This is a genomic window from Klebsiella sp. KTE92, from assembly GCF_000398905.1.
Classification (GTDB): domain Bacteria; phylum Pseudomonadota; class Gammaproteobacteria; order Enterobacterales; family Enterobacteriaceae; genus Klebsiella; species Klebsiella variicola.
In genome coordinates this window covers 4,064,891-4,079,034 of record NZ_KB976100.1, presented here as the reverse complement: position 1 = coordinate 4,079,034, position 14,144 = coordinate 4,064,891, and the positions used below count along the sequence as shown (strand labels likewise).

Sequence of the window (14,144 nt, the reverse complement as noted above, 5' to 3'; positions counted from 1 at the left end):
TGCTGTGAATTTTGGTTGTGTAAACATTTTAGTACATATTTTGTCGAATTAAGTGGCAATTAATTTGCTGGTGTAAATTAAAATTTACGGAATATGGATTGAATTCTTTACTTTGTGTGGTATCGTTACGCCATGCCCGCTGAGGCACCCTTTATCGCAAACGAGCTACACAGGATCGCAATCATGCAAAAAGACGCGCTGAATAACGTACATATTACCGACGAACATGTGTTAATGACCCCGGAGCAACTGAAGGCGGAATTCCCGCTAAGCGTTGAACAGGAAGCGCAGATTGCGCATGCCCGTGAGACTATCTCCGATATTATCGCCGGCCGCGATCCGCGCCTGCTGGTGGTTTGCGGCCCTTGCTCGATCCACGATCCGGAAGCCGCGATTGAATATGCTCGTCGATTTAAAGCTCTTGCCGCAGAGGTCAGCGATAGCCTCTACCTGGTGATGCGCGTCTACTTTGAAAAACCCCGTACCACTGTCGGCTGGAAGGGGCTGATTAACGATCCGCACATGGATGGTTCGTTTGATGTTGAAGGCGGCCTGAAGATTGCGCGTCGTCTGCTGGTCGAGCTCGTCAATATGGGACTGCCGCTGGCGACGGAAGCGCTGGATCCGAACAGCCCGCAATACCTTGGCGATCTGTTCAGCTGGTCTGCTATCGGCGCACGTACCACGGAATCACAAACGCACCGCGAAATGGCCTCTGGCCTGTCGATGCCGGTCGGCTTTAAAAACGGTACCGACGGTAGTCTGGCGACGGCCATCAACGCCATGCGCGCCGCGGCGATGCCGCATCGTTTCGTCGGCATCAACCAGGCCGGGCAGGTCTGCCTGCTGCAAACGCAGGGTAATCCGAACGGCCATGTGATCCTGCGCGGCGGTAAGGCGCCGAACTACGGTCCGGAAGATGTGGCGAAATGCGAAAAAGAGATGGCGCAGGCGGGACTGAAACCGTCGCTGATGGTAGATTGCAGTCATGGGAACTCCAATAAAGATTTCCGCCGCCAGCCAGCCGTGGCTGAATCCGTTGTCGCACAGATCAAAGATGGCAACCGCTCCATTATCGGCCTGATGATCGAGAGTAATATCCACGAAGGCAATCAGTCCTCTGAACAGCCGCGTGAGACGATGAAATACGGCGTTTCGGTGACGGATGCCTGCATCAGCTGGGAAACCACCGATGCGCTGCTGCGTGAACTGGATAAGGATCTCCGCGGCCATCTGGCGGCCCGTTTGGTGTAAGAGGAAAGTATGGTTGCTGAACTGACCGCGTTACGCGATCAAATTGATGAAGTGGATAAAGCGTTGCTTAGCCTGCTGGCTAAGCGTCTGGAACTGGTGGCCGAAGTCGGCGAGGTGAAGAGCCAGTATGGTCTGCCGATTTACGTCCCGGAGCGCGAGGCGGCGATGCTCGCCTCCCGGCGTGAAGAGGCGGCTGCGCTCGGCGTACCGCCGGATCTGATCGAGGATGTTCTGCGTCGCGTGATGCGGGAATCCTATTCCAGCGAAAACGACAAAGGCTTCAAAACCCTGCACCCGAATCTGCGGCCGGTGGTCATCGTCGGCGGCGGCGGGCAGATGGGGCGTCTGTTTGAGAAGATGTTAACGCTGTCCGGCTACCAGGTGCGTATTCTGGAAAAAGACGATTGGGCCCGGGCGGCGGATATCGTCGCCGATGCCGGCATGGTCATCGTCAGCGTACCGATTCACACCACCGTGGAGACGATCGGCAGGCTGCCGCCGCTGCCGGCGGATTGCATTCTGGTAGACCTTGCCTCGGTGAAAGCGGAGCCGCTGCAGGCGATGCTGGCAGCGCATCAGGGCCCGGTTCTTGGCCTGCACCCGATGTTCGGTCCGGACAGCGGCAGCCTGGCGAAGCAGGTGGTGGTCTATTGTGATGGCCGCCAGCCGGAGGCCTATCAGTGGTTCCTCGAACAAATTCAGGTTTGGGGCGCGCGGCTGCACCGCATCAGCGCCGTTGAGCACGATCAGAACATGGCGTTTATTCAGGCGCTGCGCCACTTTGCCACCTTCGCCTATGGCCTGCACCTGGCAGAAGAGAATGTGCGTCTTGAGCAACTGCTGGCGCTTTCGTCACCTATTTACCGGCTGGAGCTGGCGATGGTGGGGCGCCTGTTTGCCCAGGATCCGCAGCTGTACGCCGACATTATTATGTCATCGGAAAATAACCTGGCGCTGATTAAGCGCTATTACCAGCGTTTCGGCGAAGCGATTGGCCTGCTGGAGCAGGGCGATAAGCAGGCGTTTATCGACAGCTTCCGTAAAGTCGAACATTGGTTTGGCGATTACGCTCAGCGTTTCCAGAGCGAGAGCCGCACGCTGCTGCGTCAGGCGAACGATAATCGGCAGTAAAGCGAAAAAGATGTATACAATAAAGCCAGCGACCGCTGGCTTTTTTTATAGGGATGACAACGATGGCTGAACCACAACCGCTGTTTGACTACACCGGATACCTGCCGGAATGCCCGACCTGGAGCGAGGCTGAACAGGCCCTCTACTGGGCCGATATCATGGAGTGTGAAATCCACCGCTACGATACCCGCAGCGGCGAACACCAGGTGCTGCAGTTTCCGGAGGAGGTCGGCTGTTTCTCCCTGCGTGAGAAGGGCGGATTTATCGTTGCATTACGCAGTGGCATCTGGCTGACCGACGCCCACGGCCTGCTGCGGCGGAAAGTCTGTGATAATCCGAGCAATCCGGAGCTGGCGCGGTTTAACGATGGTGGGACCGATCGCGAGGGGCGTTTTTATGCCGGCACCTTCTGGGGGCCGGGGGATTACAACGGCGCGCTGCTGATGCGAGTCGATAATGACCTGAAGCCGAAAGTGATCCAGTGTGATATCCATGGCGCCAACGGTCTGGCGTTTAGCGCCGACCAGCGCTGGATGTATACCTCTGATACGCCGAACGCCGTGATCTACCGTACGCCGCTGGATGAACAGGGTGAGCCTGGACGACGCGAGGTGTTTCGCCGTTTCCAGCCGGGCGAAGGCATCCCTGACGGGGCGGCGATCGATGTGGAGGGCTGTTACTGGAGCGCGATGTTTGACGGCTGGCGGATTGCTCGTTTCTCGCCGCAGGGCGAGGAGCTGGAGACTTACCCGATGCCGGTTCGTTGTCCGACAATGGTCTGCTTCGGTGGGGCGGATATGAAAACGCTCTATATCACCACAACCCGGGAAAACATGGAGGACGATGAGCTGGCGAAGTACCCGCTGTCAGGCGCCATCTTCACCCTGCCGGTTGCGGTGGCAGGGATGAAGAAATTACCGTTCCGCGAACGTTAAACCGGATCCACTGGCACCACGTTTTCGCTGGGGTAGCAACCGAGGACCTTCATGGAGCGGGTGATTTCCGCCAGCTCCTTTAATGCCTTGCGCATGGGCAGCGAGTCCAGGTTGGCCTGAATATCGAGATAAAACATCTCTTCCCAGGGATTGCCGTGGATCGGGCGAGATTCCAGTTTGGTCATGATCAGATTGTGGTTGCGCAGCACCAGCAGGGCTTCCACCAGGGCGCCCGCCTGCTGACCGGTCGCCATTAACAGCGTGGTCTTGGCCGGAACCTGATCGGAGACGTTCACCGCTTTGCGCGCCAGGACGAGGAAGCGCGTGATGTTCTGCGTCTGGTTGGCCTGGCAGTGCTCCAGCACCTGCAGGCTATACAGGGCGCCACCCGCTTCGCTGCCCAGTGCCGCAACGGCCGGGGAGTTCGCCTGCGCCACTTTTTCCATTGCCGCCGAGGTGCTCTCGGTATATTCAATCTTCCAGTGCGGGTAGCGGCTCAGATACTGGCTGCACTGCTGGAACGGCTGCGGATGGCTGTAGACGGTCTGAATTTTATCGGCATCCGTCGAGGTGCTAACCAGCACGCAATGATCGATAGGGATCGTCAGCTCGCCAACGATCGACAGGCTGGTGTGCTGCAGCAGATCGTAGACGTCGTTGATCCCGCCAGAGCTGGTGTTTTCAATCGGCACCACGGCGTAATCGGCCTGGCCGGTCTCTACCTGATTAAAAATATCGGCGAACTTCGCGCAGCCGCTCTCAATAAACTGCTCAAAATGGCGAGCGGCGTACTGACGCGCCGCCAGATGCGAATAAGAGCCTTTAGGGCCAAGGAAGGCCACGCGGGCCGAATGCGGATTAATTTTATTCAGATGCTGCTGCAGCAGGGTTTGTTGGGTCAGGACGGAGTCTTCGATGATCAGCTGGAACAGGCGGGTGATGTAGTGCGCATCCAGATTATGGCGCTTGCCGATGGTCATCAGACGCTCCAGCAGATCGCGTTCGCGGTCAATATCACGCACTGGACGGTGAGAGGCCAGTTTGGCTTTACCAACCTCAACAGCCAGCCCGCGGCGCTCCGCCAGCAGAGCAAGCAGTTTCTCGTCCAGTGCGCTTATCTTATCGCGCAGCGCCAGTAATGGGTTTTCCTCGGTCATAGATGTTGCCTTTGTTGTTATCAAATAAAAAAGGCCTCCCGGGTGGGAGGCCTTATTGTTCGTCTTCGCATTCTTTCTTATACGACGAATTGCCTCCCGGTCAGGGGAAGGTAAAAAAGAATGCGAAGAAGAACGGGACACGTTTCATGGTAAATTCCTTGAGGTAGTGGGGATTACAGTACCTGTACTGTTTTCACTCTGTCAATAAAAAACGCGCCCGAAGGCGCGTGGCATGACACAACTTAAGTTAAGGATTACTCTTCTTCTTCCACAAAGCCTGCCTCTTTCACCGATGTTGCGGCGCGGCGGGCTTCCCCTTTGTGTTGCACTTTATTCAGCTGCCGTTCCAGCTTGTTGATCAATTCGTTAATGGCGGCGTACATATCTTCATGACGCGCACTGGCAACCAGATGACCGTTTGGCGTATTGATGGTTGCATCAGCGATAAAACCCTGCGGCTCCTTAGACAGAATGATGTGCGGGTTGATTAAATGAGTTTGCCACTTATCCAGTTTGGCGAGACGGTCTGCGACATGCTGGCGGATTGCCGGAGTAATTTCCATTTGTTTACTGGTAATGTTCATTGTCATAAATTTTACCTCTTGTCTTTCCCGTCTTGGTGAATCCAGCATACCTTTCCCAATGTCAAAAAGCGTGATCTAAATCACATTTTATTGTCACTTTTTGTCAACGAATTCATTTTGTGAGACAGGGCAGGAAGAAGTGAGATTTTACTTGTCGAACCCGGTAAAGCAGGCCATATTTGATGAGTTAACCCGGCGCTAAACCGCTTCAGCTTGACGGGATAAAGTATAAAAAAACGGCAGCCACTGGCTGCCGTTTGCGATCCATGAATCAGACTCAGGTGTTCTTGCTGTTCGCGGCGATTATCTTCGCGACTTTGTCCGCCTGGGCGTTCATTTGCATCTGACGATAGGCGTTTTCCATCTTCGGCAGGGCATCGCGGGTGGCCTGGGTATCCGGATAGTTACGCATCATACCTTCCACGCGGTTCACGACGGCAACCCATGCGCCACGGTCGGTGTAGTAATCCACGACCGACAGCTCATATTTGGCCAGGCGATCTTTCAGGAACACCATACGTTTATAGGCGTCAGTGGCGTACTGGCTGTTCGGGTAACCACGCACCAGTTTGGAGAAGTCATTGAAGGCATCGCGCGCGTGCTGTGGATCGCGGTCAGAGCGATCGACACCAAAGAAGCCCTGCAGGGCGCTGTCATCCAGGGCCATGTTGGTCAGGCCGCGCATATAGATGACGTAATCGATATTCGGGTGGGTGGGGTTCAAACGCATGAAGCGATCGATGGCCGCCTGAGCCAGCGGCAGATCGGCGTTTTTGTAATACGCATAAATCAGATCCAGCTGTACCTGTTGGGAATAAGGGCCGAATGGATAACGGTTATCCAACGCTTCCAGTTGCGTTATCGCCTGTTTCCAGTTACCGTCCTGCAGTTTTTGCTGGGCGGTCGCGTAGATTTCATTCGGCGGATTATCAGGCACCTCTTCCTTAGAGCCGGAGCAACCCACCAAAGCCAGGCTCAGTGTGGCGGCTGCCACCAGGTATTTCATGCGCGTCATGACGTTTTGACTTCCTCAAAATGTTTATGCGGGAGAATCTCTGTTCCTGCTCCCGATTAAGACCAGCTACAATAGCACACTATATTAAACGGCAAAGCCGTAAAACCCAACGTTAAACGAAGAAGCTGTATATGGCACAACGAGTACAACTCACCGCAACGGTGACCGAAAATCAACTCGGTCAACGCTTAGATCAGGCTTTGGCCGAATTGTTCCCTGATTATTCGCGATCGCGGATAAAAGAATGGATCCTGGACCAACGCGTATTAGTCAATGGCAGCATTGGCGATAAGCCGAAAGAAAAAGTGCTGGGGGGAGAGCACATCGCTATCGATGTCGAAATCGAAGAAGAGGCGCGCTTCCAGCCGCAGGATATTCCGCTCAATATCGTTTACGAAGATGATGACATCCTCGTGATTAACAAACCGCGCGATCTGGTTGTGCATCCTGGCGCGGGCAACCCTGACGGTACTGTGCTGAATGCGCTGCTGCACTACTATCCGCCGATCGCCGATGTGCCGCGCGCGGGGATCGTGCACCGTCTGGATAAGGACACCACCGGTCTGATGGTGGTGGCGAAAACCATTCCGGCACAAACCCGGCTGGTGGAGTCGTTGCAGCTGCGCGAGATCACTCGCGAGTATGAAGCGGTGGCCATCGGTCATATGACTTCCGGTGGCACAGTGGAAGAGCCGATCAGTCGTCACCCGACGAAACGTACCCATATGGCGGTGCATCCGATGGGCAAACCGGCGGTGACCCACTACCGCATTATGGAACATTTCCGCATCCATACCCGCCTGCGCCTGCGCCTGGAAACCGGTCGTACGCACCAGATCCGTGTGCATATGTCGCATATCACCCATCCGCTGGTGGGTGACCAGGTATATGGCGGCCGGCCGCGTCCGCCGAAGGGCGCGTCGGAGGAGTTCATCACCGCGCTGCGTAAATTCGACCGTCAGGCGCTGCACGCCACCATGTTGCGTCTGTATCACCCGATCACCGGCATTGAAATGGAGTGGCATGCGCCCATCCCACAGGATATGGTCGAGCTCATCGAGGCGATGCGTGCCGATTTTGAAGCCCATAAGGACGATATTGACTGGTTATGACTAAACTGATTGTACCGCAGTGGCCGATGCCCCGCAGCGTGGCGGCCTGTAGTTCGACCCGCATTGGCGGCGTGAGTCTGCCGCCCTATGACTCGCTCAACCTGGGCGCCCATTGCGGAGACAATCTGCAGCATGTTGAAGAAAACCGGCGGCGGATGTTTGCTGCCGGTGGCTTGCCGTCTTACCCGGTTTGGCTGGAGCAGGTTCATGGCACCGATGTTCTGACGCTGGACGGCGGACCCTATCCATCGAAACGCGCAGATGCTTCTTATAGTCGTACGCCAGGCACCGTCTGTGCGGTGATGACCGCCGACTGCCTGCCGGTCCTGTTCTGTAACCGCGACGGCACCGAAGTCGCCGCGGCGCATGCGGGATGGCGCGGCTTATGCGAAGGGGTTCTGGAAGAGACGGTTGCCCGTTTCGCCGATAAAGCCGAAAACATGATGGCGTGGCTGGGCCCTGCCATTGGTCCGCAGGCATTTGAGGTGGGGCCGGAAGTCCGGGATGCCTTTATGGCGAAAGACGAGAACGCGCACCGGGCTTTTCGTCCGGCAGGCGAGAAATATTTTGCTGATATCTATCAACTGGCTCGGCAGCGTCTGGCAAACGTCGGCGTTGAGCAGATTTTCGGCGGCGATCGCTGCACGCTAAGCGAAAAGGATGATTTTTTCTCTTACCGGCGCGACAAGACCACCGGTCGTATGGCAAGTTTCATTTGGCTGATATAACCTAGAGAATCAAGACGATCCAGAAGGCAAACTTATTTTTCGCATAGTTCAGGTCTTTAACCTTGAATAATTGAGGGATGACCTCATTTAATCTCCAGTAGCAAATTTGACCTGTTTATGGGAGGAGTTATGCGTCTGGATCGTCTTACCAATAAATTCCAGCTTGCTCTTGCCGATGCCCAGTCACTCGCACTCGGGCACGACAACCAATTCATCGAACCTCTTCATTTAATGAGCGCCTTACTGAATCAGGAAGGGGGATCGGTACGTCCTTTATTAACCTCGGCGGGCGTCAATGCCGGGAAACTACGCACTGACATCGAGCAGGCCTTGAGCCGTTTACCGCAGGTGGAAGGCACCGGCGGCGATGTACAACCTTCTCAGGATTTAGTGCGGATCCTGAACCTTTGCGACAAGCTGGCGCAAAAGAAAAAGGACAACTTTATTTCGTCGGAACTGTTCGTTCTGGCGGCGCTTGAATCGCGCGGTACGCTGACCGACCTTTTAAAATCCGCCGGAGCAACAACCGCCAACGTGACTCAGGCGATTGAACAAATGCGCGGAGGTGAAAGCGTGAACGATCAGGGTGCCGAAGACCAACGTCAGGCATTGAAGAAATTTACCGTCGATCTGACCGAGCGAGCCGAGCAGGGCAAGCTGGATCCGGTGATCGGCCGTGATGAAGAGATTCGCCGTACCATCCAGGTACTGCAGCGTCGTACCAAAAACAACCCGGTACTGATTGGTGAACCCGGGGTGGGTAAAACGGCAATCGTCGAAGGACTGGCGCAGCGTATCGTCAACGGCGAAGTACCAGAAGGGTTGAAAGGCCGTCGGGTATTGGCGCTGGATATGGGGGCGCTGGTGGCCGGGGCGAAATACCGCGGTGAGTTTGAAGAGCGTCTGAAAGGCGTGCTGACTGACCTGTCAAAACAGGAAGGCAACGTCATTCTGTTTATCGACGAACTGCATACCATGGTGGGCGCTGGTAAAGCCGACGGCGCGATGGATGCGGGTAACATGCTGAAGCCGGCGCTGGCGCGTGGTGAACTGCACTGCGTCGGGGCGACAACGCTTGATGAATACCGTCAGTACATCGAAAAAGACGCCGCGCTGGAACGTCGCTTCCAGAAAGTGTTCGTCGCCGAGCCGACGGTAGAAGATACCATCGCTATTCTGCGTGGCCTGAAAGAACGTTACGAGCTGCACCACCACGTGCAGATCACTGACCCGGCGATTGTCGCGGCGGCGACCTTGTCGCATCGCTATATTGCCGACCGTCAGCTGCCGGATAAAGCCATCGACCTTATCGATGAGGCGGCGTCCAGCATTCGTATGCAGATCGACTCCAAGCCGGAAGAGCTGGACCGTCTCGATAGACGTATTATCCAGCTGAAACTGGAACAGCAGGCGCTGAAGAAAGAGTCTGATGAAGCGAGCCTGAAACGTCTCGATATGCTCAACGAGGAGCTGGCGGATAAAGAGCGTCAGTACTCGGTACTGGAAGAAGAGTGGAAAGCGGAAAAAGCCTCTCTCTCCGGCACCCAGACTATTAAAGCCGAGCTGGAACAGGCGAAAATCGCTATCGAACAGGCGCGTCGCGTCGGCGATCTGGCGCGGATGTCCGAGCTGCAGTACGGCAAAATTCCGGAACTGGAGAAACAGCTGGCGGCTGCCACTCAGTCCGAAGGGAAAACCATGCGTCTGCTGCGTAATAAAGTGACGGATGCTGAGATCGCCGAAGTGCTGGCCCGCTGGACCGGTATCCCTGTCTCCCGGATGATGGAAAGCGAGCGCGACAAACTGCTGCGTATGGAGCAGGAGCTGCATCATCGGGTGATTGGCCAGGATGAGGCGGTTGAAGCGGTATCGAACGCCATTCGCCGTAGCCGCGCTGGGCTATCCGATCCGAACCGGCCGATTGGTTCGTTCCTGTTCCTCGGTCCAACCGGGGTCGGTAAAACCGAGCTGTGTAAAACGCTGGCTAACTTTATGTTCGACAGCGACGACGCGATGGTGCGTATCGATATGTCCGAGTTTATGGAGAAACACTCCGTCTCGCGTCTGGTCGGTGCGCCTCCGGGATACGTCGGCTATGAAGAGGGCGGTTACCTGACCGAGGCGGTGCGTCGTCGTCCTTATTCCGTCATTCTGCTGGATGAAGTGGAAAAAGCGCACCCGGATGTGTTCAACATTCTGCTGCAGGTACTCGACGACGGGCGTCTGACCGACGGGCAGGGGAGAACGGTCGACTTCCGTAATACGGTGGTCATCATGACCTCGAACCTCGGTTCCGATCTGATTCAGGAACGGTTTGGCGAACTGGACTACGGTCATATGAAGGATCTGGTACTGGGAGTGGTAAGCCAGAACTTCCGTCCGGAGTTTATTAACCGTATCGACGAAGTGGTGGTCTTCCATCCTCTGGGTGAGAAACACATTGCTTCTATTGCCCAGATCCAGCTGCAGCGTTTGTATAAACGCCTGGAAGAGCGTGGGTATGAAGTGCGGATGTCCGATGAGGCGCTGAAGTTGCTGAGCGCCAACGGTTACGATCCGGTATACGGCGCGCGGCCACTGAAACGCGCTATTCAGCAGCAGATTGAGAACCCGTTAGCCCAGCAGATCCTTTCCGGTGAGCTGGTTCCGGGGAAAGCTGTCGAGCTGGTGGTGAAAGACGACCGTATTGTGGCAGTGCAGTAAATCACAAAACGACAAAAACGGGCCCAACGGGCTCGTTTTTGTTTAAAAACCAGGCAAGAATTAAAGCTCAACACCTGGTTTGGTTGAAAAGTGAGCGGTTGAATTCTTTTTTTGAATTTATCCTTGTCACTTCAGAATTACTCCCTATAATGCGCCTCCACTGACACGGAACAACGGCAAACAAACCGCCGGGTCAGGAGGATTCAACGACGGAAATCGACGTTGAAAGCCGACAGAGAAAAGCAAAATAAGCGCTTGACTCTGAATGAGGAAAACGTATTATACGGGACCTCGCGACAGAGCGCTAAAGCGCGTCGCAACTGCTCTTTAACAATTTATCAGACAATCTGTGTGGGCACTCAAAGTGACATGGATTCTTAACGTCCTCGGACGAAAAATGAATACCAAGTCTCTGAGTGAACATACGTAATTCATTACGAAGTTTAATTCACGAGCATCAAACTTAAATTGAAGAGTTTGATCATGGCTCAGATTGAACGCTGGCGGCAGGCCTAACACATGCAAGTCGAGCGGTAGCACAGAGAGCTTGCTCTCGGGTGACGAGCGGCGGACGGGTGAGTAATGTCTGGGAAACTGCCTGATGGAGGGGGATAACTACTGGAAACGGTAGCTAATACCGCATAACGTCGCAAGACCAAAGTGGGGGACCTTCGGGCCTCATGCCATCAGATGTGCCCAGATGGGATTAGCTGGTAGGTGGGGTAACGGCTCACCTAGGCGACGATCCCTAGCTGGTCTGAGAGGATGACCAGCCACACTGGAACTGAGACACGGTCCAGACTCCTACGGGAGGCAGCAGTGGGGAATATTGCACAATGGGCGCAAGCCTGATGCAGCCATGCCGCGTGTGTGAAGAAGGCCTTCGGGTTGTAAAGCACTTTCAGCGGGGAGGAAGGCGATAAGGTTAATAACCTTGTCGATTGACGTTACCCGCAGAAGAAGCACCGGCTAACTCCGTGCCAGCAGCCGCGGTAATACGGAGGGTGCAAGCGTTAATCGGAATTACTGGGCGTAAAGCGCACGCAGGCGGTCTGTCAAGTCGGATGTGAAATCCCCGGGCTCAACCTGGGAACTGCATTCGAAACTGGCAGGCTAGAGTCTTGTAGAGGGGGGTAGAATTCCAGGTGTAGCGGTGAAATGCGTAGAGATCTGGAGGAATACCGGTGGCGAAGGCGGCCCCCTGGACAAAGACTGACGCTCAGGTGCGAAAGCGTGGGGAGCAAACAGGATTAGATACCCTGGTAGTCCACGCTGTAAACGATGTCGATTTGGAGGTTGTGCCCTTGAGGCGTGGCTTCCGGAGCTAACGCGTTAAATCGACCGCCTGGGGAGTACGGCCGCAAGGTTAAAACTCAAATGAATTGACGGGGGCCCGCACAAGCGGTGGAGCATGTGGTTTAATTCGATGCAACGCGAAGAACCTTACCTGGTCTTGACATCCACAGAACTTTCCAGAGATGGATTGGTGCCTTCGGGAACTGTGAGACAGGTGCTGCATGGCTGTCGTCAGCTCGTGTTGTGAAATGTTGGGTTAAGTCCCGCAACGAGCGCAACCCTTATCCTTTGTTGCCAGCGGTCCGGCCGGGAACTCAAAGGAGACTGCCAGTGATAAACTGGAGGAAGGTGGGGATGACGTCAAGTCATCATGGCCCTTACGACCAGGGCTACACACGTGCTACAATGGCATATACAAAGAGAAGCGACCTCGCGAGAGCAAGCGGACCTCATAAAGTATGTCGTAGTCCGGATTGGAGTCTGCAACTCGACTCCATGAAGTCGGAATCGCTAGTAATCGTAGATCAGAATGCTACGGTGAATACGTTCCCGGGCCTTGTACACACCGCCCGTCACACCATGGGAGTGGGTTGCAAAAGAAGTAGGTAGCTTAACCTTCGGGAGGGCGCTTACCACTTTGTGATTCATGACTGGGGTGAAGTCGTAACAAGGTAACCGTAGGGGAACCTGCGGTTGGATCACCTCCTTACCTTAAAGAACCTGCCTTTGTAGTGCTCACACAGATTGTCTGATGAAAGTAAAGAAGCAAGGCGTCTTGCGATTGAGACTTCAGTGTCCCCTTCGTCTAGAGGCCCAGGACACCGCCCTTTCACGGCGGTAACAGGGGTTCGAATCCCCTAGGGGACGCCACTTGCTGGTTCGTGAGTGAAAGACGCGTGCCGATATATCTCAAAACTCATCTTCGGGTGATGTTTGAGATATTTGCTCTTTAAAAATCTGGATCAAGCTGAAAATTGAAACGACACATCTTTAATGGTGTGTTCGAGTCTCTCAAATTTTCGCGACACGAAAATGTTTTACGAAACATCTTCGGGTTGTGAGGTTAAGCGACTAAGCGTACACGGTGGATGCCCTGGCAGTCAGAGGCGATGAAGGACGTGCTAATCTGCGAAAAGCGTCGGTAAGGTGATATGAACCGTTATAGCCGGCGATGTCCGAATGGGGAAACCCAGTGCAATTCGTCACACTATCGTTAACTGAATACATAGGTTAACGAGGCGAACCGGGGGAACTGAAACATCTAAGTACCCCGAGGAAAAGAAATCAACCGAGATTCCCCCAGTAGCGGCGAGCGAACGGGGAGCAGCCCAGAGTCTGAATCAGCTTGTGTGTTAGTGGAACGGTCTGGAAAGTCCGACGGTACAGGGTGATAGTCCCGTACACCAAAATGCACAGGTTGTGAACTCGAAGAGTAGGGCGGGACACGTGGTATCCTGTCTGAATATGGGGGGACCATCCTCCAAGGCTAAATACTCCTGACTGACCGATAGTGAACCAGTACCGTGAGGGAAAGGCGAAAAGAACCCCGGCGAGGGGAGTGAAAAAGAACCTGAAACCGTGTACGTACAAGCAGTGGGAGCACCTTTATGGTGTGACTGCGTACCTTTTGTATAATGGGTCAGCGACTTATATTCTGTAGCAAGGTTAACCGTATAGGGGAGCCGCAGGGAAACCGAGTCTTAACTGGGCGTTAAGTTGCAGGGTATAGACCCGAAACCCGGTGATCTAGCCATGGGCAGGTTGAAGGTTGGGTAACACTAACTGGAGGACCGAACCGACTAATGTTGAAAAATTAGCGGATGACTTGTGGCTGGGGGGGAAAGGCCAATCAAACCGGGAGATAGCTGGTTCTCCCCGAAAGCTATTTAGGTAGCGCCTCGTGAACTCATCTCCGGGGGTAGAGCACTGTTTCGGCTAGGGGGTCATCCCGACTTACCAACCCGATGCAAACTACGAATACCGAAGAATGTTATCACGGGAGACACACGGCGGGTGCTAACGTCCGTCGTGAAGAGGGAAACAACCCAGACCGCCAGCTAAGGTCCCAAAGTCATGGTTAAGTGGGAAACGATGTGGGAAGGCACAGACAGCCAGGATGTTGGCTTAGAAGCAGCCATCATTTAAAGAAAGCGTAATAGCTCACTGGTCGAGTCGGCCTGCGCGGAAGATGTAACGGGGCTAAACCATGCACCGAAGCTGCGGCAGCGA

General features: G+C 54.7%; 10 protein-coding genes, 1 tRNA gene, 1 rRNA gene and 3 other annotated features. Of the genes, 8 read left to right on the top strand and 4 right to left on the bottom strand.

Going from position 1 to position 14,144, the window contains the following annotated elements:
- Positions 1–183 precede the first annotated feature (183 nt).
- From aroF to A1WC_RS06485, 3 genes are all read left to right on the top strand, one after another.
- On the top strand, positions 184–1,254 hold the full coding sequence (aroF, locus tag A1WC_RS06475; protein ID WP_008806086.1) for a 3-deoxy-7-phosphoheptulonate synthase AroF: 1,071 nt from the start codon (positions 184–186) through the stop codon (positions 1,252–1,254).
- 9 nt (positions 1,255–1,263) lie between these two features.
- On the top strand, positions 1,264–2,385 hold the full coding sequence (gene tyrA, locus A1WC_RS06480) for a bifunctional chorismate mutase/prephenate dehydrogenase (RefSeq protein ID WP_008806085.1): 1,122 nt from the start codon (positions 1,264–1,266) through the stop codon (positions 2,383–2,385).
- 62 nt (positions 2,386–2,447) lie between these two features.
- Positions 2,448–3,320: an SMP-30/gluconolactonase/LRE family protein gene (locus tag A1WC_RS06485; RefSeq protein WP_012540844.1), complete on the top strand. Its 873-nt coding sequence runs from the start codon at positions 2,448–2,450 to the stop codon at positions 3,318–3,320.
- On the opposite strand, the gene pheA is transcribed toward A1WC_RS06485, so the two are convergent.
- The 4 genes from pheA to bamD form a co-directional block, all read right to left on the bottom strand.
- Positions 3,317–4,477, bottom strand: a complete 1,161-nt coding sequence (gene pheA / locus A1WC_RS06490) for a bifunctional chorismate mutase/prephenate dehydratase (protein ID WP_012540845.1) — start codon at positions 4,475–4,477, stop codon at positions 3,317–3,319. The genes A1WC_RS06485 and pheA overlap by 4 nt on opposite strands.
- 24 nt (positions 4,478–4,501) lie before the next feature.
- Positions 4,502–4,626, bottom strand: a sequence feature (Phe leader region).
- Positions 4,578–4,625, bottom strand: coding sequence for a pheA operon leader peptide PheL (gene pheL, locus A1WC_RS27615; RefSeq protein ID WP_100632159.1), 48 nt, complete (start codon positions 4,623–4,625; stop codon positions 4,578–4,580). Its footprint overlaps the feature before it by 48 nt.
- A 105-nt stretch (positions 4,627–4,731) precedes the next feature.
- Positions 4,732–5,067, bottom strand: coding sequence for a ribosome-associated translation inhibitor RaiA (gene raiA / locus A1WC_RS06495; RefSeq protein WP_002914111.1), 336 nt, complete (start codon positions 5,065–5,067; stop codon positions 4,732–4,734).
- Between the two features lie 271 nt (positions 5,068–5,338).
- Positions 5,339–6,076, bottom strand: coding sequence for an outer membrane protein assembly factor BamD (gene bamD, locus A1WC_RS06500; protein ID WP_004145664.1), 738 nt, complete (start codon positions 6,074–6,076; stop codon positions 5,339–5,341).
- 131 nt (positions 6,077–6,207) lie between these two features.
- Between bamD and rluD the strand changes: the two genes are divergently transcribed.
- The 5 genes from rluD (at position 6,208) to A1WC_RS06525 (ending at position 12,785) form a co-directional block, all read left to right on the top strand.
- A complete protein-coding gene (rluD, locus tag A1WC_RS06505; protein WP_012967426.1) occupies positions 6,208–7,188 on the top strand; it encodes a 23S rRNA pseudouridine(1911/1915/1917) synthase RluD in 981 nt (326 codons plus the stop codon).
- Positions 7,185–7,916, top strand: a complete 732-nt coding sequence (yfiH, locus tag A1WC_RS06510; protein ID WP_008806081.1) for a purine nucleoside phosphorylase YfiH — start codon at positions 7,185–7,187, stop codon at positions 7,914–7,916. Before rluD ends, yfiH begins: the two co-directional genes overlap by 4 nt.
- A 129-nt stretch (positions 7,917–8,045) precedes the next feature.
- On the top strand, positions 8,046–10,619 hold the full coding sequence (clpB, locus tag A1WC_RS06515) for an ATP-dependent chaperone ClpB (RefSeq protein WP_008806080.1): 2,574 nt from the start codon (positions 8,046–8,048) through the stop codon (positions 10,617–10,619).
- Positions 10,620–11,084: 465 nt separating this feature from the next.
- A 16S ribosomal RNA gene (locus A1WC_RS06520) occupies positions 11,085–12,624 on the top strand.
- Positions 12,625–12,709: 85 nt separating this feature from the next.
- Positions 12,710–12,785, top strand: a tRNA-Glu gene (locus tag A1WC_RS06525).
- A 205-nt stretch (positions 12,786–12,990) separates the two neighbouring features.
- Positions 12,991–13,501 (top strand) — a sequence feature (23S ribosomal RNA rRNA prediction is too short).
- A 58-nt stretch (positions 13,502–13,559) separates the two neighbouring features.
- Positions 13,560–14,144: a sequence feature (23S ribosomal RNA rRNA prediction is too short), on the top strand.